Annotated in this window: 19 protein-coding genes; 4 read left to right on the top strand and 15 right to left on the bottom strand. The window is 58.3% G+C overall.

Features of this window, described 5'->3' with window-relative positions; all coding sequences use genetic code 11:
- Positions 1-35 precede the first annotated feature (35 nt).
- Positions 36-5,153 (bottom strand): NEL-type E3 ubiquitin ligase domain-containing protein, encoded by a 5,118-nt coding sequence (locus U5A05_RS11395; protein WP_321836419.1) that lies wholly within the window; start codon positions 5,151-5,153, stop codon positions 36-38.
- A gap of 200 nt (positions 5,154-5,353) precedes the next feature.
- A complete protein-coding gene (sohB, locus tag U5A05_RS11390) occupies positions 5,354-6,373 on the bottom strand; it encodes a protease SohB (RefSeq protein ID WP_261742166.1) in 1,020 nt (339 codons plus the stop codon).
- Between the two features lie 206 nt (positions 6,374-6,579).
- Between sohB and U5A05_RS11385 the strand changes: the two genes are divergently transcribed.
- From U5A05_RS11385 to U5A05_RS11370, 4 genes are all read left to right on the top strand, one after another.
- Positions 6,580-7,290 carry a histidine phosphatase family protein gene (locus U5A05_RS11385; protein ID WP_261742165.1) on the top strand — a complete coding sequence of 237 codons (711 nt, stop codon included), beginning with the start codon at positions 6,580-6,582 and terminating at the stop codon, positions 7,288-7,290.
- A 54-nt stretch (positions 7,291-7,344) separates the two neighbouring features.
- Positions 7,345-7,659 carry an SCP2 sterol-binding domain-containing protein gene (locus tag U5A05_RS11380; protein ID WP_048358034.1) on the top strand — a complete coding sequence of 105 codons (315 nt, stop codon included), beginning with the start codon at positions 7,345-7,347 and terminating at the stop codon, positions 7,657-7,659.
- Between the two features lie 201 nt (positions 7,660-7,860).
- A complete protein-coding gene (locus tag U5A05_RS11375; RefSeq protein ID WP_321836416.1) occupies positions 7,861-8,928 on the top strand; it encodes a phosphotransferase family protein in 1,068 nt (355 codons plus the stop codon).
- 23 nt (positions 8,929-8,951) lie between these two features.
- Entirely contained in the window at positions 8,952-9,719 is a 768-nt protein-coding gene (locus U5A05_RS11370) for an SDR family oxidoreductase (protein ID WP_261742163.1), read from the top strand.
- Positions 9,720-9,807: 88 nt separating this feature from the next.
- Here the strand turns inward: U5A05_RS11370 and U5A05_RS11365 are convergent, their stop codons facing one another.
- The 13 genes from U5A05_RS11365 to U5A05_RS11305 all read right to left on the bottom strand — a co-directional run bounded on the left by U5A05_RS11365 (position 9,808) and on the right by U5A05_RS11305 (position 24,091).
- Complete coding sequence (locus U5A05_RS11365; protein WP_321836415.1) at positions 9,808-10,914, bottom strand: NAD(P)H-dependent flavin oxidoreductase; 1,107 nt, start codon at positions 10,912-10,914, stop codon at positions 9,808-9,810.
- Positions 10,911-11,816, bottom strand: a complete 906-nt coding sequence (locus U5A05_RS11360; RefSeq protein WP_261742161.1) for an enoyl-CoA hydratase — start codon at positions 11,814-11,816, stop codon at positions 10,911-10,913. Before U5A05_RS11360 ends, U5A05_RS11365 begins: the two co-directional genes overlap by 4 nt.
- A gap of 15 nt (positions 11,817-11,831) precedes the next feature.
- Entirely contained in the window at positions 11,832-12,629 is a 798-nt protein-coding gene (locus tag U5A05_RS11355) for a CoA-transferase subunit beta (protein ID WP_321836414.1), read from the bottom strand.
- Between the two features lie 11 nt (positions 12,630-12,640).
- The gene (locus tag U5A05_RS11350) at positions 12,641-13,516 is read right to left on the bottom strand and encodes a CoA transferase subunit A (protein WP_261742159.1); all 876 of its coding nucleotides are present in this window, start codon (positions 13,514-13,516) and stop codon (positions 12,641-12,643) included.
- Between the two features lie 9 nt (positions 13,517-13,525).
- Positions 13,526-14,419: a VOC family protein gene (locus U5A05_RS11345; protein WP_261742158.1), complete on the bottom strand. Its 894-nt coding sequence runs from the start codon at positions 14,417-14,419 to the stop codon at positions 13,526-13,528.
- A gap of 195 nt (positions 14,420-14,614) precedes the next feature.
- Positions 14,615-15,550, bottom strand: coding sequence for a bifunctional OB-fold nucleic acid binding domain-containing protein/MaoC family dehydratase (locus tag U5A05_RS11340; RefSeq protein ID WP_261742157.1), 936 nt, complete (start codon positions 15,548-15,550; stop codon positions 14,615-14,617).
- A gap of 5 nt (positions 15,551-15,555) precedes the next feature.
- Positions 15,556-16,767 (bottom strand): thiolase family protein, encoded by a 1,212-nt coding sequence (locus tag U5A05_RS11335; RefSeq protein WP_261742156.1) that lies wholly within the window; start codon positions 16,765-16,767, stop codon positions 15,556-15,558.
- 137 nt (positions 16,768-16,904) lie between these two features.
- A complete protein-coding gene (locus tag U5A05_RS11330) occupies positions 16,905-18,572 on the bottom strand; it encodes a DUF1302 domain-containing protein (RefSeq protein WP_261742155.1) in 1,668 nt (555 codons plus the stop codon).
- Positions 18,573-18,658: 86 nt separating this feature from the next.
- Complete coding sequence (locus tag U5A05_RS11325; protein WP_261742154.1) at positions 18,659-19,744, bottom strand: MBL fold metallo-hydrolase; 1,086 nt, start codon at positions 19,742-19,744, stop codon at positions 18,659-18,661.
- Positions 19,737-21,599: a long-chain-acyl-CoA synthetase gene (locus U5A05_RS11320; RefSeq protein ID WP_321836413.1), complete on the bottom strand. Its 1,863-nt coding sequence runs from the start codon at positions 21,597-21,599 to the stop codon at positions 19,737-19,739. The genes U5A05_RS11325 and U5A05_RS11320 overlap by 8 nt, the downstream gene beginning before the upstream one ends.
- Positions 21,596-22,669: an alkene reductase gene (locus tag U5A05_RS11315; RefSeq protein ID WP_321836412.1), complete on the bottom strand. Its 1,074-nt coding sequence runs from the start codon at positions 22,667-22,669 to the stop codon at positions 21,596-21,598. Before U5A05_RS11315 ends, U5A05_RS11320 begins: the two co-directional genes overlap by 4 nt.
- A 9-nt stretch (positions 22,670-22,678) precedes the next feature.
- Positions 22,679-23,308, bottom strand: coding sequence for a nuclear transport factor 2 family protein (locus tag U5A05_RS11310; RefSeq protein WP_321836411.1), 630 nt, complete (start codon positions 23,306-23,308; stop codon positions 22,679-22,681).
- A 9-nt stretch (positions 23,309-23,317) separates the two neighbouring features.
- Positions 23,318-24,091 (bottom strand): SDR family NAD(P)-dependent oxidoreductase, encoded by a 774-nt coding sequence (locus U5A05_RS11305; RefSeq protein WP_261742150.1) that lies wholly within the window; start codon positions 24,089-24,091, stop codon positions 23,318-23,320.
- Between the last annotated feature and the right edge of the window lie 11 nt (positions 24,092-24,102).

Here is a 24,102-nt window from a genome sequence, read left to right as displayed (position 1 = left end):
GGCCTTGGGTTCGCCCAAGGCCCGCGGGCAGCCGGTCAGACATCACTGGAGGTTGAGATTTTCGGCTCGGTAAAGGGGTGCTCTTCGAGCTCCTTTTTGGTCAGCCGGGCAATCAGTGCATCCCTCACCTGCTGACGGCTTTCGCCCACTGCATGTGTCTTCGAAACATAGTCCTGACTGGACATACCCTCACGCGCGATGTAAATCACCTGCATGCGTGCATGCAAGGGAGAGTCGGCAGCGCTGAACTCATCAGGGTATTTCTTCTCCAGAAACGCGCCCCAAAAACCCTGTTTTTCGATAAAAGCCGTCTTCGCCGCCGGAGTGTCCTCACTCAATACCAGCTGCTTGGCGACCTCCAGTTGCTGTGGCGTTACATTAGCCATCCGCTCAAAAATCATTCTTTTTGGCCGGGCGGGCAAGCCAAGGTCCCGTGCCAGCTTGACCTGATAAAACATCTGCACTTCCAAAGGCTCAATACGGTCAATGCGTGCTTGCAAGTCGGCAGGGCTCAACCGCTGCGCCAGCCGCAACGCAGCTCCCGTGCCCAGCCGATACGCGACACCCTGCTGCTCCTGCGCCGTCATGGCGGACAACGGGCCGGATACAAAGTCCGGGCTGACGGCATCAATCAAACCCTGCAGCTGCTGGACATACGCGCGCTGCTCGGCATGAACCTCAGCCACTCGGCCTTCAATGACGCCCAACACATGCTTGTCCAGCAACTCCAGGCGAAATAGCCCGTGTGCCAGGTTCAGCAACTTGCCTTCAGTATTGCCCGTGTTCAGGGCAGTGAAGATTTGCTGACGAAGTTCCATATCCGCAAAAATCATCGGAATGCCATCAGCACAGGTATTAGGGTTGGCCGACACCTCAAACAACTGATCGCGTAACTCACTGTGCGAGTGCATATCATTGAGCATGGCCCAGACACGCCGACTCAAATTTTCGCGGTGGTGCAAATACTGCGCCGACGCGGTGAGGTCTTCCAGCACCCGGAAAAAATCAGCCGACGGGCCAATGCCGCTTAGGTTGCGCCACACCCTGTGTTGCTCGTAACTGGGCTGAACCGACCAATTAAGGACGCCGCCAGCCTGGGCAATATGTTGACGGCGCGGGGTGATGCCGAAATCGATACCCATTTCGCGCCGGTAATTATCCAGGCGCCGCAAGGAGTCTGCACTCAGGGGGTTGTCATGCAAGTGAGTGACACGATTGACCGACGTTCTCTGGGCATCAAACACATCCTGGGGAATACGCGTAATGTCGTTATCGCGCAGATCAAGGGTTTCCAGATGGCTGAGCGCCTCAACCCCCTCAGGCCAGGTTTGCAGGCCGGTATAACGTAATCTCAGATGCACCAGGTCAGTCATACGGCGCACCGAGATACGTCGCCCCAGAGGATTTGCCATCAGATTCAGCGATTTCAGCCTGGTCAGCCCAGACAACAACGTGGACGTGCGATCGCTCAAAACAATCTGATTGCCCTGCAGGTTCAGATCGATCAATTCAGGCATGAGCAAAACTGCCGAAGGCACCTCGGTCAGTTGGCTACTGACTATAGACAGCACCCGCAAGTTGGGGAAACGTTCCAGAAATTGAACCGGGAATCTGCCGTTTGGCGAGTTGTGTAAACGCAGTGAGCTCACATGGCCAAAATCGGCCGACAGTTCAGGCAGGCAATCCACCGGCCAACCATTGAGATCGAGCGCATAACCGGAGTGATCCGCAAACTGCACACTTTCACTTTGCCTGCGCCAAGTGCTGATCAGTGCCTGGCTGATGTCCCGCTTGATATGGGGCGGGACCAACACGCGGGGCCCTGCTGCAGAGGTTTGAGTCCACACCGTTGCTGCCACCCAATGGTCAAGCCCGCTACGCAGCGTCTGCAGCTCTGCCTTGAGCTTGTTCAGTGCCCGAATCGTCAGCTCCGGGGTGAGCTTCAAGCGGTACAAGAACTGCCCCGCTTGCCCCTCGTTCATCAACGGAAACAGATCGGCAACCAGATCCTGAAGCAGCACGGCACGGTCCTCTTCCAGCAGATGCCCCGAACGACCACCCAGCGTGTACCCCAACCGGCCAGAAGCCATTCGAAGCGGCGACCTGAACCAGGGTTTTATCCGCTGCATTCCCAATATGCCTGCACTGCGCCCCCGATTGATGGCCGCAAGGTCGGCAACCTTACGCTTCAAAACCACGCCAGGGTCAGTGGCGGGCAAACTCAGTGCAGTACGTTGCGATGGCGTTAACCCTTGCGCCACACACATCAATAGATCAGGGCTGCGGTAAATGTCTTGATCTACGGTTCCATGAAACTCGTAAACATCGCCGGTTTTAAAAAGCTCTTGGCTATAGATGGCCGTGTCACGGCCCAGAGTGTTGAGCACTGTACCGTTGCTTTTATCCCGAACTACCAGACGCAGATTGGCTGGCCAGCCAGGCAAATCAAGCAAGGTGCGCCATCCCAGCTCCGAGCTGTCGGCGCTGCGCAAAGCCTCGAAGTACAGGCCCTCGATCGAACGATTCAAGCGCATGACCTGAGCATAACTGCGGGCCTCCTCGAGCACATGCAACGGTAAGCGGCCGCCACTGTTCAGCGCTATAAGCTCTTCAGGCGACAGGTGACTGATCAACTCCTCCAACACCACCACTGGTAATCCGGGGAACTGATCTTTCAGGCTATGCGTCTGCGTCGGAGCAACTTCGCCAATGTCATAAAGACGCGAAAACAACTCCTGCCTGGTGGACTCGGCATACTGACCCAGCTTGCGCGAAAGCGCTTGAACCTGCTGCTCCAGCCCCAGGTCTAGCCGCCCCAGCAACGCTTCAATTTGCTGGGTGGAAAAAAAATCCAGCGTGACTTTCAACAGGTCGCCCCTGCTCACCTGGGTTTCGACGACTTGCAGCCGTGGATTGGACGGCGCCATATCCGAGCCGTACTCCCTGATTGTCACGCCCTGCATATCAACCACACGCAGTACACGATCCGCAGGCCAGCCGGGAAGCCGGGTCAACAGTTCCAATTGCAATGGCCCATTGTCCGGCGAACTATTGACCCCCTGTTTCATCTGCGCGATGAAACTCTCGATCATTTCACTCAAGCGCACACGCTTGATGCTGTCCGCCAGCGCTGGCGGCATAGGGCGGTTATCCATATAGAGCTTGCGCAGCACCGCTTCACGGGTGTCGGTCACCAGCAAAACCTGCTCGGCCGTGGCATCCGAAAACCCTCGTACTTCAGGCCCCAGACGACGGAACAACTGCATACGCGACCACTTCCGGGGGGTTTCCAGTTCATGCACCCATGCACCGCTGCCGTTATGTTCAATCCGCGGCCTGTAGGCCTGGGGATCGGTGGGATGCCGGATAACGCCCTGGCGACTATCCGGGGAAACTTCGACCTGGAATATCTGCTGCTCAAACTGGAGATACTGCTTCTCGCCCAAGCTATACAGCCCATGAGCATCAGGCTTAAGTCCTGCCAGCAATCCATTTTTCACCGCGTAAGGCTCAAGGTCAGGCCGCCACAGGCGCTGGCGACCGGTTACCGAGCGCACTGCCACCAGAGCATCCACCACAGGTTCGGGCCTGAGTACTTTTGCCGCCCCGGCGCTGCTCGCGACCAAGGCAAAGTTTTGCGCAATATCGAACAAGTGCTCCAGGGCTGCGGCACGGTCACCTTGCTCCCAGGCCTTGATGCCATCGTACAACTCGACGCCCAATTGAATGACACTGGTGACCAGCAGGATGTCACCCAAAACAGGCACAAACCCTAGCGCAATGGTGAGCAGGCTCAGCCCGATATTCAAAAAGGACGCCTGGCGTTCCAAACGACTTTTGGAGTCTTCGTCTTCGGTGGGCACGACCAGTAATCTGGCATCGTCCTTTATTTGCGCCAGTTGCAGGCGCCAGGCCACAACAAACGGATCATCTGTCTGAGGCACATGCCGGCTCTCGGACATCAGGGCAGGTTCATTGATGATGGGTGGGCTACGCAGTAATAACGAGTCCCAGGTCACGTTCTGCATATCGGTGCGGCGCATAAACTCAGCACGATGGCGAAGCGGCACCAATTTAACAAAATAATTGGCGAACACACGGCCCTTCAACCACTCCCGTAACGTCGCCTTCAACAGTTCAAACGACTCAAATTCATGAAAGGCCTTGTGCGGACTGTTCGGCAGATAAAGCACACAGGATTGCGCCTGTGCGGTCGACTTGCTTTCTGGCCAGAAGACAATGACGCCCGGGACTTCAAACCCCATGATTTGCAAAGTGCCGTGGGCTGATTGCAGAAGTGAAAACAGGGCAGTAGGCGCGCCTAACAGGGTCATCATGAATGCATGAATATTTGTCGTTATTTCCTTCTTCATATAAGCCATGTGCAAGGCGCAGGTAAATTCATGGCGTAAGTTCTGGGTGAACGCAAATTTCAACTTATAGGCTTTGGAATTAATATCTTCAGCGGACACGTTATCATCAACCGGTTCGAACACACGCGCCAAGTGCCATTGATACTGAAAGCCCAGATCGAGGTCGCGGCATATCAGTGCAAAGTGTTCCGGCTTAAGTGCCAGATGTTCAATCGCCCGGCGCGCGCTGACTTCATAAATACAGCTGCCTGAATCAAACCCGTCACTGGCGGTTTCTTCAATCTCAAAATTCTGCAGAGCGGCCTGCAGCAAACTGTGCTGGGTAATACCGGAGACCAGATTCAGCTCCAACGACTCGGGCGTGAGAAGATCAGGCATGGTTAACTGGGCAAAGGTATCGACCAATTTAACTTGCTGACGAGCGAAGAACAGTGTCAGGTTGCTCAATAATCGAACCTGTTTGAGGCCGTAAGTCCTGGGGTTCACGTCACCCCACCCGCGGGCTGCCAGCGCGGTCTTGAGCAACGGCTCGGCAAACTGTTCGATCGGCTTTACCTGAGCCAATACCGCAGAGACTACGCGCTGGGTAGCCTGGCCCTGCTTGAAGCTGTCGCGCAACGCCTCACGTATCCGGGGCGGCGCGTGAATGAACCAAGGTTCCAGCAAAGGCGGAATATAGGTTTTATGTTGATTGACGGCCAGCGTATTGGCCAATCGGCGGGAGTGTTCAATAACGGTTCGTTCAGCATCTGATACAAGAGCGTTGGTCGCGTCTGTCATGATTCTAGCCTGGCATGGAGTTCATGCCTCAAGCTTATAGACAGCCTTAAAACCTAGCGCGTTAATTACTTGTTCAAGAATCGGCTAACGCAATTAAAAACACGCTTTAAATACTAGATAATTACCGCACCTGAAGTCGCACTTTAGCAACCAAAATAATGACCCTGTTGCAATTACCCACTTACAACAGGGTTACAGCTTTACCAGTAACGCTGCTGGGTCAAACGGGACCACAACGAATCGGCTACCTTCTCTACCGAAGAACCGGCAGCCAACCCCACACGCTCCTGCAAACTTTTGCGCTGGGCAAAGTGCAAGTGATACAGCTGGGCTTCCTTGGCGCGTTCGGACAAATACTCGTCACTGGTTTTCAGTTCGTCGACCAGTTGCATGTCCACCGCCGCTACACCCAACCAGACTTCACCAGTGGCCACTTCGTCAATCGCCAGTTGCGGCCGATATTTGGCCACGAAGTTCTTGAACAATTGATGGGTGATATCCAGGTCCTGCTGAAATTTCTCACGACCTTTTTCGGTATTTTCGCCAAACACTGTCAGGGTTCGTTTGTACTCACCGGCGGTCAGCACTTCATAGTCGATATCATGCTTTTTAAGCAGGCGGTTGACGTTAGGCAACTGTGCAACCACGCCAATGGAGCCCAGGATTGCAAACGGGGCGCTGATAATCTTCTGCCCGATGCACGCCATCATGTAACCACCACTGGCCGCGACTTTATCGATACAAATTGTCAGCGGAATGCCCGCCTGGCGAATACGTGCCAGTTGCGACGATGCCAGGCCATAGCTATGTACCATGCCGCCGCCGCTTTCCAGACGCAGTACCACTTCATCTGTCGGCTTCGCCAGGCTCAGCAATGCGGTGATTTCGTGACGCAGGCTTTCTGTAGCCGATGCCTTGATATCGCCTGCAAAGTCCAGAACGTAGACATTAGGTTTGTCTTCAGGCTGTTTTTTCAGCTTTTTCTCAGCTTTAGCGGTCTGTTTGTGCAGCGCCTTGAGCTGACTCTTGGACAACAGGGACTGCTCCAGACGCTCACGCAGACCTTTGTAAAAGTCATTGAGCTTGGTGACCTGCAACTGCCCGGCAGAACGGCGTCCTTTGCCACGCAATGCCGCCAGGGTCACCAGTACCACCAGAATGGCAATCACCAAGGTCACGGTTTTAGCCAGAAAACTGGCGTACTCGGCAAGAAATTCCACAGCCTCTCCTTAGAACGTCTGCAGCCCTCAGGTCAGGGCTGCGCAATGGCAACCAGCATACCGGCGCCAACCGGGGCCTGCCAGCCGTGAAACACCTTACGCGCTGGCACTTGCAGGAATTCAAACAAGCGTATGTTTTTTCATTGACAGCCACTTGCCATCCTCCTAACCTCGCCAGACTTTCAGCGGACCGGGACGACGCGGACGTGGGCAGCATCTACTTGATAAGACATGGCCAGGCCTCTTTCGGCGCAGATAACTACGACATGCTGTCGTCACTGGGTGTGCGCCAGGCAGAAATTGCCGGCCAGCATCTGGTCGATCTGGGTCTGCGTTTTGACCGCTGCCTGTCGGGGGATCTATCCCGTCAGCAAGACACCGCGCGTCATGCACTGGCACAGTTCAGCGCTGCCGGACTGCCTACCCCAGAACTTGAAGTAGACGCCGCATTCAACGAGTTCGATGCATTCGCCATACTTGACGCCCTGCTTCCTGGCCTGCTGCCAGACGAACCTGGCGCATTGGCGGCGATGACTGATGCCGCCCATAACCCGGCGGAATTCCAGCGCATCTTTGAGCTGATCATCGACCGCTGGCTCAGTGGCACCTACGACACCCCTGGGCTGGAAACCTGGCTGGGGTTTGTCGAACGGGCCCAGGCGGGCTTGAACCGGATTCTCGACCTGGCCAAAGGCCAACAGACCATTGCCGTGTTCACCTCGGCAGGTACCATTACTGCCCTGATCCACATACTGACCAACATTGCGGCCAACGATGCCTTCAAGCTGGCCTGGCAAATTGTTAATACCTCGCTCAGCCAACTCAAGTTCCATGGCCGCGAGGTGACCCTGGCTTCCTTCAACAGTCATGTGCATTTGCAACTGTTGAAGACGCCGTCACTCATCACCTATCGTTGAGCGTCGGCAACCGCGGCCCAGCGCCGCTGAAACCCACCACAAAAGGATCGAACCATGACTTCTGTAGCTGATGCCGTTCAAGCAATGAAAGCCAAATTCAACCCAGCCGCTGCTGCAGGCCTGGACCTGGTATTTGGTTTCCGCATTGATGACGACAAAAACTTCTCGCTGATCGTCAAAGACAGCACCTGTGAACTGAAAGAAGGCGAAAACCCGGACGCCCAGGTAACACTGGTAATGGACGGTGAAACCCTGGAAGGCATCGTCAGCGGCGAAACTGACGGCATGCAAGCGTTCATGGGTGGCAAACTGCGCGCCGAAGGCGACATGATGCTGGCCATGAAGCTGAGCGAACTGTTCCCGGCTTAAGCAGCAGGCAATACCCAAAACCGAAGCCTGCGCGCTTCGGTTTTTTTTGGCCTGCACTTCACTCAGGCAATGCTTATCAAGGATGCTGATCGCGCACTAACACCCACACCTATTAAGGCCCTGCATGCCTTGTCGACGACGTGGCCGCCCATTAGATTAACGAATATTGCCAAGCCCTAAATATAAGCAGAAGAGATAGATATGGCGCTTACCGACTCGTCCACCCGCATCCGTTCCGGCGAAGAACTCGACGCCAACCGCATCGATCCTTATATCAAGGCGCATATCCCGGGGCTTGCAGGGCAACCGGCAATCAGTCAATTCCCTGGAGGCGCCTCCAACCTGACCTACCTGATTGAATACCCCGGGCAGGAACTGGTGCTGCGCCGCCCGCCGTTTGGCCAAAAAGCCAAGTCAGCCCACGACATGGGCCGCGAGTTCCACATCCTCAACCAGCTCAAGAACGCCTTCCCCTACTGCCCCAAAGCCTATGCCCACTGCACCGACACAACCCTGATCGGCTCCGAATTTTACGTGATGGAGCGGGTCAAGGGCATCATCCTGCGCTCTGACATACCCGACGAACTGGCGCTTAGCGCCGACAATATCCGGACGCTGTGCAAGCGCTTTATCGACAAACTGGTCGAGCTGCACAAGGTCGACTACAACGCCTGCGGCCTGGGTGATCTGGGTAAGCCGCAAGGCTACGTGCAACGCCAGATCAGTGGCTGGACCGAGCGCTACGACAAGGCCCTGACCCCGGATGCACCGCGCTGGGAAGCCGTTAAAGACTGGCTGCAGGCCAACATGCCGGCCGACCATCCGACCCCGGCCATTGTTCACAATGACTACCGCTTTGATAACGTGATCCTCGACCCCGCCGATCCGATGCAGATCATCGGTGTGCTGGACTGGGAGCTGACCACTCTGGGCGACCCGCTGATGGACCTGGGCAATACCCTCGCCTACTGGATTGAAGCGGGCGACCCCGCACCGGTGCAATTAATGCGACGCCAGCCAAGCAATGCCTCCGGCATGTTGACTCGCCGCGAATTCGTCGATTACTACGCCGAGCGCTCCGGGATCCAGATCGACAACTACGATTTCTACTACACCTATGGATTGTTCCGTCTGGCGGGTATCGTTCAACAAATCTACTACCGCTACTACCACGGCCAGACCCAGGACAAACGCTTCGCGCAATTCGTGCAAATGAACGCCCTGCTTGAGCAGATGAGCCTCAATGTCATTCGCCGCTCCAGCCTCTAAGCCCGAGATAACAAGGAACCCGCATGTCCAGGACTCAACTGTTCGACCTTGATGGCAAAATTGCGTTCGTGTCCGGTGCCAGTCGCGGTATCGGTGAAGCCATTGCCAAACTGCTGGCCCAGCAAGGTGCCCACGTGATCGTTTCCAGCCGCAAGCTCGAAGGCTGCCAGCCCGTGGCCGATGCGATCATCGCCGATGGCGGCAAGGCCACAGCCATCGCTTGCCATATCGGCGAAATGGAACACATCACCCGGACCTTTGCGCGTATCCGCGAAGACTTCGGGCGCCTCGATATTCTGGTCAACAATGCCGCCACCAACCCGCAATTTTGCAACGTGCTGGACACCGACCTCAGCGCCTTCCAGAAAACCGTCGACGTGAATATTCGCGGTTACTTCTTTATGTCGGTCGAGGCCGGCAAGCTGATGCGCGAGCACGGCGGCGGCAGCATCATCAACGTGGCCTCGATCAACGGCGTTTCACCGGGGGTATTCCAGGGGGTGTATTCGATGACCAAGGCGGCGGTGATCAACATGACCAAGGTGTTTGCCAAGGAATGTGCGGCATTCGGCATCCGCTGCAACGCCCTGCTGCCAGGCCTGACCGACACCAAATTCGCTTCGGCGCTGGTCAAGAATGACGCCATCCTCAAGACCGTCCTGCAGCAGGTTCCGCTCAAGCGCGTGGCCGCGCCGAGTGAAATGGCCGGAGCAGTGTTGTATCTGGCAAGCGATGCATCGAGCTACACCACAGGTGTTTCGCTGAATGTGGATGGCGGTTTTTTGTCGTAGGGCCAGCTTGGCTGGCTACCTGCCCCACCGCCTGGATGGGGATGGTGTTGTTATCCAACCAAGTACAGATACAACATTGGAAGCCGTTTCAGATGCCTGCTGGCTGTGACGCCTTGGTGCGTACAGCCTGATGACGTGCATTCACTGCCATCAGACAACGTTCAGCTGCTTGCACCATCTCGTCGATCAATTGCTGGCAACTTTTCAACTCGCCGATAGCGGCCGCTACTTGCCCGCACGGCAGGATCCCTTCATCCGGCACGCCATCGACCATCGAGCGTTGCAACAACACCGGCTGGTTGGCTGCCATAACGGTTTGTGACAAGGCTGCGGGGTCTTCCTTCACCGATTGGACGAACACGCTGAGCATATGCCCAAGACTCATGCCGGTCTGTTGCTTCCAGTGCCAGGCGCTGCCCAGAGCAATGCGCAGGCGGCCAAAGGCACTGGCCTTTTCCAGGCGATTGATAAACGCGTTCTCGATCATCCGATGGCGCATGCCGTCCACCGCCGTCGTCACGCGAATGTGTTGGGGATCAGAGACTTTTACGTAACGGTCCAAAGTTGCGATAGGGGTTGGCGATTCCTGGGTCATCAGGAACCGCGTACCCATGGCAATCCCGGCAGCGCCGCTGGCCAGCGCCCCGGCCAGCCCACGGCCGGTGGAGTAGCCACCCGCTGCAATCACCGGCACCCGTACTGCATCCAGTACCTGCGGCAGCAAAATGGTGCTTGGCACGCCACCGGTATGCCCGCCACCTTCACCGCCCTGCACGGTGATCATGTCCGCGCCAAGCTCCACGGCCTTGATCGCATGCTTAAGCGCGCCCACAGTCGGAATGCACAACACCCCGGCTTTCTTGAAGCGGTCGATGGTCTGGCGATCCGGCCCACGGCCATAGCTCACAGCACGCAAGCGGTATTCAATGGCCAGATCCACGCACTGCGCGGCATTTTCCTGGAACATATGGAAATTAAGGCCAAAGTTGCTGCCACCCGTGGCCTCGATCACCCGCTGAATTTCAGCCTCCAGTTGATCCGCCGCGATGGTCGCCCCGGCCAGAAAACCGAAAGCTCCGGCCCGGGTACTGGCGATCACCAGATTGGCGTCCGCCACCCAGCCCATCGCGGTTTGCACGATTGGATAACGACAGCCCAAGGCATCGGTCAATGCCGTTTGCAAATACTCGCTCATCGACGATCACCTGCAGCGGTCTTGTTCGCTTCAATCATGGCCTTGGCGTCATAGCCGCCAAGCTTGTCGCCCGAGAGCAACTCGTTATGGCTATGGGCAAAGTGATGCCAGGCAAACACCGCATCCATCGCCGTGCGCTTGCCCTGCAAATCTTCAACGTGATTGATCGCCTGCTTGGTCAAGGCCAAGCCCATGCGCGGCTGTTTGGCAATGGCCGCGGCCAGTGCGTATGTGCCCGCCTCCAGCTCCTCGCGGGCAAACAGGCGGTTGACCATGCCCATTTGATAGGCGCGTTCGGCGTTCATACGATCACCGGTAAACAGGAATTCCTTGGCGATACGCGGGTTCAGTTCATAGGGATGGGCAAAATACTCCACCCCCGGAATGCCCATGCGCACCACTGGGTCCTGAAAAAATGCATCGTCGCTGGCCACGATCAAATCGCATACCCAGGCCAGCATCAACCCACCTGCAATGCACGCGCCCTGCACCATGGCAATGGTCGGCTTGGGCAGTTCTCGCCAGCGCCGACACATACCCAGGTACACCTCCTGCTCGCGGGCATACAGGTATTCGCCACCGGGTTTGTTGGTGTGATCCCACCACAGGCTGGCGCGATCGAACGCCTTGTTGATATCGCGCCCGGGAGTGCCAATATCGTGACCCGCCGAGAAGTGCTTGCCATTGCCGCGCAGCACTATGACTTTCACCGCATCGTCATTCACCGCGCGGCGAAAAGCATCGTCCAGGGCGTAGGTCATTTGCGAGTTTTGCGCATTGTTCACGGTCGGCCGGTTCATGGTCAGTGTGGCAATACCATCGGCCACCCCATAGAGCACCGGCTCTTCGGTTTCATACACAGCGGTATCAGCCCGCTGCACAAATTCGCTGTCGCTGCTCATGTGAATTCCTTGCCTTCAGGCCTGGCGAATGCCGGGCGGGTTGCCCTTGAGCGCTGCTGCGCGATAGTCGTGGGGGTCCAGACGGCGAATCAGGGCCAGTTGCTCCGGAGTCGGGGCAACGGTTTGCTTGAGGTCGGCAGCCTTGAGTAACGGGAAGCCAGTATTTTCCTGCACTTGTTCAAAGCTCACACCGGGGTGCAGGGAGCGCACCTGTACCGCTCGATCCGGGCCACCGAAGTCCATCACGCACAGGTCAGTGACGATCAGGCGGATATCCATCAAGTCGCTGCGCATACCCTCTTCCCAACGCTCAGCCTTGAAGCCGACACCCGATACCATGTCCACTTCGCCCGAGACAAAAGCGCGGGTGTTATGGGCCGGAACAAAAAACGAGTTGATATGGTTGATGCTGTTGCCCGGCAAGCCGCGCACCCCAAGCATCGCCACCTTGGGCTTTTGATAGTCGCCAATGCATGACAGATTGGTCTGGCCCCAGCGATCGATCTGGGTCGGGCCGATCATCGCGTGGCGGCGTCCGCCCCATACGCACTCGAACACCCGCTCGAACGACAGGTAACCCGAGTAGCGCGGTACATAATCACCACGAGGCCCCAGCGGGATCGGTTCTTCCACCAGAAATGCTTCGCTGTCGGTCATCAACAGTTCAGGGCTGTGGGTCAATTTGGCCAGGCTCGCACCCAGGCGCGGAATCACGCCCAGGCCCGAAGCAATCACTTCACCGTTGCCGCGCCAGGCTTCACAGGCAGCCACGATCAACAGTTCAGCCAGGGTGTATTCGCTAATAGCAGTCATGTCCAAACTCCTTAAAACACGGGCAGCGGCAAAGCGCTGAGTCGATCGACACCGCCATTGCTGGCCTGGTAGGCGCTTTCGCCCGGGGTCACAAACTCGGCTACATAGCCTTCCCAGCCGCCTTCCTCAGCGGCACTGGCGCTGTAGCGTTTCAAATGGCTCATGTCCCAGCCGTAGTCGGACGGGCACGACGTCGGGTGCGCGCCAAACGGTGCATGCACCACGCCGCTGACCAGATAGCGCTCGAACGTGTTGAAGCGGGCTTGAGCGGCATCCAGGCTCAAGCGTTCCTCAATCCGCTCGCAAGACACAAAACACTGCTTGGCAGCACGGGCGAACAGATGATCGAAATACGGATCAGGACCGGTGACCAGAGTGTTACCCAGACGGTCCGCCACGTTGACGTGCAAAAAGGCCATATCCAGGTTCAATGCCGGCATCGCCAGCAACACTTCGCCATCGTCATAGGGCGACTGCACCTGCTTGATCTCGGGGTTCAGGCGGCTGACATCAGTGGCCAGGCCGCATCGGGTCGGCAAAAACGGCAGGCGCATACCCGCGGCGCGCAGGCCCCATTGCAGCATGCCTTCGTCCAGTTCCATCAGCTCCAGTTCACCGGCCTCGCGGGCCTTGCGAAAGTAGGCTTCGAGCGGGATCGCATCGAGGGTGGCAAAGCCGAAAACCAGTTTTTTGACCTTGCCGGCCGCGCACAGCATCCCGACTTCAGGACCGCCGTAGGCGACCACAGTAAGGTCCTTGACGTCCGAGCGCAGGATCTCGCGCACAATCGCCATGGGCTTGCGCCGTGGGCCCCAGCCGCCGAAGCCGATGGTCATGCCGTCGCGCAACTGGCCGACCACGTCTGCCGCTGTCATTTGCTTGTTCATGGTGATTCCTTACTGTTCTTGGCCCACGGAGAAATCGTGGCCCCACAGGCTTACCCGGGTGAATTCAAAAGCGCTGTGCTCTTGCCAGTCCACCAGCAAGCCGCCGTAGCCGTACTCCAGGTCAAAGCCTGAAGGGGTTTTCATATAGAACGAGGTCATGCGGTCGTTCAGGTGCTGGCCGAGGGTGGCCGACAACGGCACTTGGTGGGCGATGCGCCGGTCATGGGCGCGACCGACTTCGGTCATCGACTCGACCTCGACCATCACGTGCACACAACCGGACGGCACCGGGTATTCGGCCAGCGCCAGGCTGTGGTGACGGCTGTTTTTGCAATGTAAAAAATGGATGCGGACCGGTGGCGCCGAAGGGTCGGGCCGGAAGTTGAAAATGTCCGACAGTTCAAAGCCAAGCACATCCTTGGCAAACGCCAGCGTGGCATCGAAATTCGGTGCAGGCAGCACGGTGTGGCCCAGGCCCATATCGCCAGTGATAAAACCCGGTACGCCTTGCGGCGAGATAAACGGCTGGCAATCGGAGCGATGGCCCCAGCTCAGTTCATGACGGTTGCCCGACGGGTCGGTGACATGCAGCAGCGCTTGCACACCGCGCTGATCGCACTGCTCGGGGGTGCCCAAGCGCCAGTTCACATCAGCTTGATCCAGTACTTCGATGGCGGCATTGAATGCCTTCTCGCTGGCCAGTTCCCAACCGGAGGCCAGGTAGCGCGACTCACCGCCTGGCACGATCAGCATGCGAAACGGACGCTCATCCATTTTCACGTACACGCCACCGGCGGGTGCTTCGCTGACCATCATCCCGAGCACGTCCTGGGCATAACGCTGCCACTGAACGGGGTCGGCAGACTCTGCAACGAAGTAGCTCAAACCACGAATGTCGATCATGTGCCTGCTCCTCAATGCCTGTATTTATTGGCTGAGAGCAGTATGGGAAGGAAGGTTGCGAGGCTCATCGTCCGTTGAGACTAAAGCTTGATTGGCGGAACACACATAAAAACTGCAGGAGCGAGCCTGCTCGCGAAAGCGATCATCCAGTCAAACACGCTTTCGCGAGCAGGCTCGCTCCCACAGGGGGGGGGATTACATATAGAGAATCACCAGTTCATTGATCACCGACGGCCGCTCGCTGCCCAGTACATGGGTGTTGAGTTCAAGGGTCAACTGGGTGCCGCTCTTGACGCGCTCCACCTTCTTCACCCGTGCCCGCGCATGAATCGTCGAGCCCGCTGGCACCGGTGCCGGAAAGCGCAGTCGATCCGAACCGTAGTTGATCATGTTGCTGAAACCGGTGATCTCGTACCCCAGGTTCAGTTTCATCCGTGATTGCAGAATCTGCACCAGCGCCCCATGGGCAATGGTGCCGCCAAACGGGCTTTGCTTGCGCGCCCGCTCTGGGTCGGTATGAATCCAGTAGTCGTCGCCCGACAACTGGGCAAAGGTGTCGATCAAGGCCTGATCGACCACCACCTGATTGCTCCAAGGGCTGAATTGGTCGCTGACCAAGGCCTGTAATCCTGCTTCGTCATCCAGAGCAATCTGACGCACCGCTACTGCTGCTGCAACCGGTTGCTCGACCACGCGTAAGGTCTTCAACGCATCTGCGTCCTTGTCCAGCCCGGTAAAACGCAGCAGCCGATTTCCTTTGCCATCGACCTCGGCAAACACCGGTTGCAGACGCATGCCGATCTTCACCTCTGACTCGTCCAGCCCCACCAGGTTGGTATTGATCCGTACGCCTTGATCCAGTTCGACCACCGCCAGCATTTGCGGCATTTCATCGGCGAAATCCGGCAGGGTCGCGATGCGGGTTACGGTAAAGCTGTATAACGTCGCCCCGCCGCTGACTTCACGCCAGGTCAGGGCATGGGTGAAGCACGCCGGGCAATGCCGACGCGGATAAAATACCCAATGGCTGCAGTGCTCACATTGCTGAATCAGCAGACGCTCAGCCTTCAGACCTTCCCAGAACGGCGCAGAAATTTCGGTCGCTACCGGCATTGGTTTGTTATTCGACATCGGATTCAAGCTCCCTGAAGTATCAATGCGCCCTGCTCACTCATCACCCCACCGGTGCCTGATACATACACCGTGTCGCAACGTTTGAGCTGGCGTTCACCGGCTTCACCGGCAATTTGCGTCACGGCTTCGATTACCTGGCTCATGCCGCCGGCCGAGCCTGCCTGACCAAAGCTGAGCTGGCCGCCGTGGGTGTTCATCGGGAAGTCGCCGCGCCAGGTCAGATCGTGTTCACGCACAAAGCTCATGCCTTCGCCCTTGGCGCAAAATCCGGCGTCTTCCAGGGTCAGTAAGGCAGTGATGGTGTAGCAGTCATAAATTTGTGCCGCATCCACATCACCTGGCTTGAGCCCGGCCATCTCGAAGGCGCGGCGCGAAGCAGGCCCGATTGGGGTGTGCAACATGTCAGCGGCATAGGACGGCGACTTGAATGCCAGGTGCTCGCCAAAACCAGTGATCCAGGACGGTCGCTTGCGGGCTCGCGCTGCCACCTCTTTGGAGGCGATGATCATCGCGGCGCCACCCGCCACAGGCATGACGATTTCCAGTACATGCAGCGGGTCAGCGACTTTTTTGCTGGCCAGTACTTGCTCAATAGTCAACGGCTGGCCGTAGAACATTGCTTGCGGGTTGAACTGCGCATTGGTGCGTTGATCCACCGCGATTTTTGCCATCGCCCGCGGGTCGTAGCCATATTGCGCGGCATAGCGCTGAGCGATCATCGCGTAACCGGTGTTCTGACCCATATGGCCGTATGGCAAATCGAACTCGGCTTCAGGTGCGCCAAACGCCGTGCTGTGCCCCCCAAAGCGCATGGCCCGGGCCATCCAACTGGCGTCTTCATCCGGCCCCATCGGTGCCATGCGTGCAGGCAATACGCACAGCACCGCCTGGCACAAACCCAGTTCGATGGCGGCCGCTGCGCGCCAGACCATACCCACCGAGGTACAGCCACCAAGGTCGACGACTTCGGCAAAATTGAGTCGCAAGCCCAGGTATTCGGCGGCCATGGCCGGTACGAACACCGAAGCTTCGTGAAATTGCGGGCCGTTGATCACCAGCCCGTCGAGATCGGATGCCTGCAAACCTGCATCCTGCAATGCCTGAGCCGCCAGGTCGGCAACTTGCTCCAGATGGAACATGCGCGGGGCCGTAGCGTATTTCTCCGGTTTGTACTGTGCGCTGCCGACAATGGCCGCGTGACCTTTAAGACCCATGGGTTTCTCTCTTTGAATGCGAACTGGATCACCTGTGGGAGCGGGCTTGCTCGCGATGGCATCAATGCGATCAGACAGAAACAACGCGCTGCCTGCATCGCGAGCAAGCCCGCTCCCACACCAGGGTGGGGCGTGTTTTAGAAGGTGTATTTCATCGAGAACGTGGCGTAGTCACGGTCTGCCAGAGGCCGGTAGATCGGGTCAGGCGAGCCCAGATATCCGATGTACTTGAGCGACACTTCCAGGTTGCTCAGGTATTTGAAGGTGGTGCCCGCACTCAGGCGACGGTCACCCGCTACCCCGGCAATCGTCCCCGACATCGGCGCCGCGCCGCTGAACACGTCCGAGAAGGTGAACGGAACCTCCAGGTCCCAGCCCTGGAATACGCCCGGATAACTGAACGAAGCACCGACGGTGTACGCGCTGGATGAGCGAGTACGCCATGCACTGCTGGTCTTGTAGGTGTAGTCATTGGACGGTTGCACCGACGGTGCCAGCGATGGCAACAGAGGCAAGCCTTCAAGGTTGGGTGCTGCCGAGGTGTCGTCGGCATGGTCGGCACGCACGGTGACGATTTCACCGGTCAATGTGGTCTGGCTGGCCCATGGGCGGTCACCCAGAATGCGCATGGCCGAAAACTGCAGCTGTTGGCCCTTGCCCCTGGCAGGTACAGGCCCCAGCCCGGTGTTGACCATCACTGGCGCACCGTCGCGATACGACCATTCCGCACCGAGCTGGTACTCGCCCAGCTTGGTGGTGGCGCTGATACCGGTCAGCTTGATGTCTTCAAAATACTTGACCCGATAACCGTTGGCCTTGTACGCCAGCCCGCCGGGCCCGGCCGGGATCGGGTCCCAGCCCACCAGTGCGGTGGCCGGGTTTTTGTCGTGGTACACCACATGGAACAGCGACAGTTCAAGCTCGCTGACCGGGCGATAACGGATCTGCGCGCCCCACTGCCCGCTGTCACGTGGTTCATCCGTGCCCAGGTAAGGCACCTTGTTGGCGCCCATATACAGAAACTCGCGACCCGGCCCGATTACATCCGAGGTCGACAGAAAGCTGCCCACCGGCGGCAGTTCAGTACCCTTCCACTCGTACTGCACATAGCCGCCCAAGGTAATTTGCGGGTTGATCCGGTAGGACGCCGAGAACTGCCCGACTGGAAGCAGCACTTCCTTGACCTCAACCCCCGGCTGCGCAGCCTTGACCGCATCGGACGGGTTCTGCACACCATTCACGCCAGGGTAGTAAAGGCTCTCGCCCCACGACTCGATATGTCGACCGGCTTTAACATCGAGCATGGTGTCGTTCTCAAAACGCCAGCCGCCAAACACATAAGCGTCGAGCAAGCGCGTACGACCTCCGCTGTAATAGCGGGTATCGCTGGTGAACTCGTCATTGCTGCCGTATTTGTTGACGGTCGCAGGCGAATTATTGTCGTTATTACGGTGGTATACATCGTCGTAAAAGGTACTGGCACGCACCACCGCGCCGTAGTTGTCCTTGCGCAGGATCATCTCGCCCAGCGCGCCGACTCGGTTGGTGGTGAGGCTGTGCTGATCGAAGTTGCGGTTAGGATCATCAGCGTTTACCCCCATCAACCTGTCGCTGGGATTACCCAAGCGCATGCCGATGCCATAACTGGTGGTGACCGACCAATCGATGGTGGTGCCGTCATCAAACTCGATGGTATCCCCTGCCCACACTGGGCTGGAGACCAGTGCCACGGCGACCGCCAGGCCACTGACCTGATAACGGTGCGGGCGCGGCCCTGGACATTTATTGTTATTTTTATTGATCACTCTGCCTCTCCTGGTTGACGACTCGGTGGCCGCCTCGATGGGTTCAAGCGTCATTGCGTTCTGCGTACCGCGCCTATAGCCACTGCTCAAAACAACTCAAGCGGGTCGAACTTCACGACTCCTGTCGGGGCCTGTCGATAACGATGCAGCCCTCCTTGTTCCTCACGAACGAGCGCCCCCTCGGCCATAAGGTAATTGGCGTGAGCCAACGTCTCCCCAAGCGCCATCAGCTCGTCAAAGCGACCTGACAGCTTTTTAAACAACACCGCCATCATCTCCAGCGCCGTGCGTGGTTCCTGGCAGGCAACAAGCAACTGCTGCAGATGATTGAGATGGTGATCACGCAACTGATCCAGTCGCAGATGCAGATTGAAAAACGGCCGCTCATGAGCCGGCAGCACCAGCACGCTGTCGGGGATTACCCGCAACCGTTCGATAGAGTCCAGCCAGTCACGCAATGGATTGGCGTGCGGTTCGGTGACATACACCGCAATGGTCGAGGTGATACGCGGCAACACCTGGTCACCCGAAATCAGCAAGCCGTCGTCCGGCGCGTACAGGCAGGCGTGCTCCGGTGAATGCCCGTTGCCCATCACCACCTGCCAGCGGCGCCCGCCGATGGTGAGTTGGCTGCCTTGAGTTAAACGGGTAAAGCCCGCCACCCGTTGCGGGCGAAAGTGCTCACCCTGAATCAGCGGTAAAATTGCCAAGGTCTGCTCGGTGCTGAACCCGGCCTTTTGATAAAAATCCACAAATGCCCAATCGGGTGCAGCGGCCTCTGGCGGGCCATGATGCATCGCTTCGAACTCGCCATGAGTCATCAGCACCGGACAACGAAAACGCTCGGCCAACCAGCCGACCACGCCGGTATGGTCGCTGTGAAAGTGGGTGCAAATCACCGCCTTGAGCGGTAAACCTGCAAGCACTTCAACAAACACCCGCTCCCACACTTCACGGCATTGATCGCTGTTCAGGCCGGTATCCACCGCCACCCAGCCGTCGCCGTGACGCAGCAAATACAGGTTGATGTGATCGAGCCCAAACGGCAGCGGCATGCGCAGCCATAAAACGCCCTCGGCAACTTCCTGAACCTGCCCGTTGGCCGGTGCTTGCGGCCAGGGATAGCGCAGGCCATCACGCCATTGGTGGCCTTGGGCGTCCAATTCACTCATGGCTGCTGCCCACAAAGGGTGGCAAACCGGCACGGGCCAACACTTGCAACGAATACGGCTGATAGGTGCGAGTGCTTTCATCGCGCACAAACAGCGGATCGGCAAATAAACCCGGCGAGTAGCCTTGGCGCTGCAAATCGACCTTGCGCAACTTGAAGGTGCTGGTCAGGTCGGCCGCTGCCGAGACCCGTACAAAGATTGGCGCGGCATAGCGTGGCAAGCGCGCTTCTGTCAGTTCATAGAAAGCCTGCGGATCAAACCTGTGTCCGGACTGCATCAGAATCGCAGCCATCCCGGCGCGCCCCTCGTGTTCGGGCACCTGCACCCCGTACACGTTGATCAGTTCCAGGCCTTGCATGTCGCTCAGGGTATCGGCCACCTCCAGAGTCGAGACGTTTTCGCTTTTCCAGCGGAAGGTATCGCCAATGCGGTCGACAAAATAGAAATAACCGTCGTCGTCATAGCGCAGCAGATCACCGGAGCTCCAGTAGGCATCCCCGGCCTGGAACACGTTGCGGCGGATCTTGCTTTCGCTGGCAGCCGTGCTGGTGTACCCCTCGAAACGGCCACCGCCAATCTGTGGATGATCAACGATAAAACCCATGGCCTCACCCAATTCACCGGGTTGGCACAGCTGGTAAAAACCGTTCTCGTCCCGTGGATGCGTGTCACTTTCGACGTCGTAACGCACCAATCGCAGATTGGTACGGCTCCAGTCCGGTACGCGACCACAGGAGCCCACATAGTTATCGACATTGATCAGGTTGGCGTTGGCTTCGGTGGCACCCCAGCCCTCGAACACCTGAATCGGGCCAAAACGTTCCAGCCAGCGCTGCCACGATTCAGGCGTCAGACCGGCACCGAGCATATAACGCAAACTGTGTTCGCGTTCACCGGCCACCACGGGCTGGTTGAGCAGGTAACGGCAGATCTCGCCGATGTACTGGAACACGGTGATGCGGTTGCGGCGCACATCAGCCCAGAATTCGCGCACGCTGAACTTGCGCCGCACCACGATGCTCGCGCCCACGCGCAGCGCAGTCGAGGTCACCGAAGTAGCTGCCGCGCCGTGGTACAGCGGCAGACAGCAGTAAAATACGTCGTCACAGGTAGCGCCCAGGGTAACTTCCATCACGTCACCCGACGACATCCAGCGCATATGGCTGTAACGCGCAGCCTTGGGTAGCCCGGTGGTGCCCGAGGTGAAAATCAGCAGCGTGGTGGTTTCAGCCGTGATCGCGGCACGCACCTCACGGGGGAAGACAGTCTCCGGTGCCGCGCAAATCAGTTCGCCAAAATGGCTGTCGACAAAAGTCGGCAGCTCACCGTCAAAAGGGTTTAGTGCATCTTCGACCAGCCATAGCGGTACATCCGGCAGGCCTTCAGTGCCCAGCAGGTTGGCCAGGCACTCTTCGCCCACCACCACGGCCTTGGCAGCGGTGGATTGCAGTGCATGAACCAGCGGCTTACCGCTGACCTGAGTGTTGATAAACGCCACCACAACACCGAGCTTGACCAGCCCGAACCAACTGAAGAAAAACTGCGGGCGGTTCTCCATGGCAATCGCGCACACATCACCAGGGCGCAGGCCCTTGGCGTAAAGCACATGAGCCATGCGATTGGCTTGGGCATCCACGGTGGCATAAGTGAAACGCTGCTCGCCGTCGATCAAAAAAGCCCGCTCGGGATAAGCCCGCGCCTGCTCCTCAAGACGGTCGGCCAAGGTGTACAGGTCTGCCGGTTTGATCCGGGCGCTGGCCGCAGAACGCAAGTCCAGCAGCGCCTGGGTCTGCTCCCGTGGTACAGGCTGTTGTTTTGGCGCTGCCAGAGCGCTGATCCGCGACATATCGTTCATTGCGCCACCGTCTCGCTCAGCGGGTAATCGCTGTAGCCTTCGGGGCCAGGGGAGTACAAGGTCTTGCGGTCGAAGCGGGCCAGGGGCAGGCCCTTGCGCAGGCGCTCGACCAGATCCGGGTTGGCGATAAAGTGTCGGGCAAACGACACCGCTTCACCCTGCCCGGCCTGCAACGCAGCAGCTGCCGATTCACCGTCGAACCCGTCATTCAAAATCAGCCCGTTACTGCAATGGCGCTGGGCCAGGGCAAAGGCATCCAGTTCCGCCAAAGGCGAACGCATGATATGTACGTAAGCCAGGCCCATAGGCTCGGCGGCCTTGCACAATGCAACCGCAGTGGCCAACGGGTCTTCGTCATCTATGTCATTGAACGGATTACCTGGGCACAGCCGCAGCGCCACGCGCCCGGCACCAATCGCCGAGGCCATCGCTGCCAGCACCTGTGCCGGGAAACGCACGCGGTTCTCGACGCTGCCACCGTACTGGTCTTCGCGCAGGTTGCTGCCCGAGGCCATAAACTGCATCGGTAGATAACCGCTGGTGCAGTGCAGCTCAACGCCGTCAAAACCGGCTTCACGGGCATTCAGCGCCGCCTGGCGATACTCCTCGATCACCTGTTCGATATCTTGCAGCGACATGGCCTGAGGCTCGTCGGTGTCGACCATCCCCGCGGTGTCGGTAAACAGCTGGGTGCGTGCGCGCAAGGCTGATGGCGCAACCGTGGCTGCACCTGCAGGTTTGTTGTGAGCGCTGGATGCACGGCCAACATGCATCAGTTGCAACACAATCAGCCCGCCCTCGGCATGTACGGCATCGGTCACGGCCTTCCAGGCGGCGATCTGTTTTGCGTTGTAAATCGCCGGGGTGCGGCAATAGCCCAGGCCACTGGCCGAAGGAGCAGTGCCTTCGGCAACGATCAGGCCGGCGGTCGCGCGCTGGCGGTAGTACTCAACCATCTCGGCAGTCGGTACGCCATGCTGATCCGCGCGGCTGCGGGTCATCGGTGCCATGACTATACGGTTGGCCAGTTCCAGCTCGCCGAGGCGCACAGGTTCAAACAAAATGCTCATGGTGGCTCCTTAGCGCACGCGAATTTTCGGTGCGCCAGCCCCTCGGCGCAGGGTGGCAAGAAACTGTTCAACTGGAGCGGCGGTGGCCACTTGGGGCAGTTGATCCTTGTCTGGGCGGTTGGCCCAGAACTCGGTCCAGGACGGGAACAGATCGTGAAAGGTTCCGGCGTAGGGTTCGCGGCCCGGCCAGCGCATTTTTTGCGTGCCGATCGGCGGTTTGTTGAGGTCACTGGCGTACCAGTAGCACGGCAAGCGGCGCCGGAAATACCATCGCCCCTGCATCCGCTCGTAGTCATCCCAATAGAGCATTTGCATGGTCACCCACTCGGGGCCGGTCTCGTGCTCGTTCTTGGAATACACCACGCCAACGGCATGGTCCGGATCGGTGAATTCGATAAGGTGCTGGCCCAGGTGGTGCGAGGTGCCGTGAAATTGATCGCGCAGGGTGTCATCGACCCAGGCTTTAAGGTGTGCACGCCCGATTTTTTCGCGGCCCACACGAATGTCTTCGGCAAACAGATTGACGTGGGCATCGAGGTCGCGCATGTCCAGCGACAGCGAATATTTGCCGGCCAACTGGCGGATCTCATCAATTGACTCAAGCCGGTCGAGACGGGCAAGCAAGGCGTTCTGTTCCATAAAAATTCCTTATTCCAATACCGTGTACAGCTCACTGCTGCGTCCACCATCGACCGGCAAGCAGGCACCGGTGATATACGAGGCTTCATCGCTGGCGAGAAACAGAATGGCGTTGGCCACTTCAACGGGCTGGCCGACACGCCGAAGCGGAATCAGCTTTTCGGTATTGATGCGAGTTTTGTCGTCGGTGAGCATGCCCGCCGTGGCTGGCGTCTCGACCACACCGGGGCTGACCACGTTGCAGCGAATGTTGTGGCTAGCACCCTCGCTGGCGGCAGCGCGGCTGAAATTGATCACTGCGGCCTTGGCGGCGGAGTAACCGGCCATCCAGGGCGTACCGAACTGACCACAGATCGAGGCCAGGTTGATGATCGAACCGCTGCCCTGGGCCCGCATCAGACTCATGGCCGTGCGAGTGCCCCAAAAGGTGCCGTCCACGGTGGTGGCGAAGTTGGAGTGCCAATCTGCCGTCGAGGTGCTGTCAATCGCCCCCCAGCTGTAAGCCATGGCGTTGTTGACCAAAATATCCAATCGACCGTGGCGCTGTGCAACATCGCTGATTGCGCTGACATAGGCAGATTCATTACTGACATCTGCCACCACGCATTCAGCGCGGCCACCGGCATCATGGATCTGCGCAGCCACTGCTTGCAGCGGTTCGATACGACGACCGCAGAGCACTACCCGCGCGCCCTCCTCGGCAAACCGCAGCGCAGTGGCTGCACCAATGCCCGATCCGGCGCCGCTGATAAATGCAACCTTGCCTTGTAAACGAGTACCCATGCTCTGCTCTC

Source organism: Pseudomonas kulmbachensis (assembly GCF_963681935.1).
Classification (GTDB): Bacteria; Pseudomonadota; Gammaproteobacteria; order Pseudomonadales; family Pseudomonadaceae; genus Aquipseudomonas; species Aquipseudomonas kulmbachensis.
Note: the sequence above shows the minus strand (reverse complement) of the source record. Positions and strands in the feature narration are given on the sequence as shown.

Bases quoted from the DNA above. Each gene is read 5' to 3' on its own strand.
- U5A05_RS11375 (WP_321836416.1), top strand. From the start codon at position 7,861: ATGGCGCTTACCGACTCGTCCACCCGCATCCGTTCCGGCGAAGAACTC.
- U5A05_RS11305 (WP_261742150.1), bottom strand. From the start codon at position 24,091: ATGGGTACTCGTTTACAAGGCAAGGTTGCATTTATCAGCGGCGCCGGA.
- U5A05_RS11395 (WP_321836419.1), bottom strand. From the start codon at position 5,153: ATGACAGACGCGACCAACGCTCTTGTATCAGATGCTGAACGAACCGTT.
- U5A05_RS11360 (WP_261742161.1), bottom strand. From the start codon at position 11,816: ATGAGCAGCGACAGCGAATTTGTGCAGCGGGCTGATACCGCTGTGTAT.
- U5A05_RS11310 (WP_321836411.1), bottom strand. From the start codon at position 23,308: ATGGAACAGAACGCCTTGCTTGCCCGTCTCGACCGGCTTGAGTCAATT.
- U5A05_RS11370 (WP_261742163.1), top strand. From the start codon at position 8,952: ATGTCCAGGACTCAACTGTTCGACCTTGATGGCAAAATTGCGTTCGTG.
- U5A05_RS11365 (WP_321836415.1), bottom strand. From the start codon at position 10,914: ATGAGCGAGTATTTGCAAACGGCATTGACCGATGCCTTGGGCTGTCGT.
- U5A05_RS11335 (WP_261742156.1), bottom strand. From the start codon at position 16,767: ATGGGTCTTAAAGGTCACGCGGCCATTGTCGGCAGCGCACAGTACAAA.
- U5A05_RS11340 (WP_261742157.1), bottom strand. From the start codon at position 15,550: ATGTCGAATAACAAACCAATGCCGGTAGCGACCGAAATTTCTGCGCCG.
- U5A05_RS11315 (WP_321836412.1), bottom strand. From the start codon at position 22,669: ATGAGCATTTTGTTTGAACCTGTGCGCCTCGGCGAGCTGGAACTGGCC.
- U5A05_RS11325 (WP_261742154.1), bottom strand. From the start codon at position 19,744: ATGAGTGAATTGGACGCCCAAGGCCACCAATGGCGTGATGGCCTGCGC.
- U5A05_RS11355 (WP_321836414.1), bottom strand. From the start codon at position 12,629: ATGACTGCTATTAGCGAATACACCCTGGCTGAACTGTTGATCGTGGCT.
- U5A05_RS11380 (WP_048358034.1), top strand. From the start codon at position 7,345: ATGACTTCTGTAGCTGATGCCGTTCAAGCAATGAAAGCCAAATTCAAC.
- U5A05_RS11320 (WP_321836413.1), bottom strand. From the start codon at position 21,599: ATGAACGATATGTCGCGGATCAGCGCTCTGGCAGCGCCAAAACAACAG.
- U5A05_RS11345 (WP_261742158.1), bottom strand. From the start codon at position 14,419: ATGATCGACATTCGTGGTTTGAGCTACTTCGTTGCAGAGTCTGCCGAC.
- U5A05_RS11350 (WP_261742159.1), bottom strand. From the start codon at position 13,516: ATGAACAAGCAAATGACAGCGGCAGACGTGGTCGGCCAGTTGCGCGAC.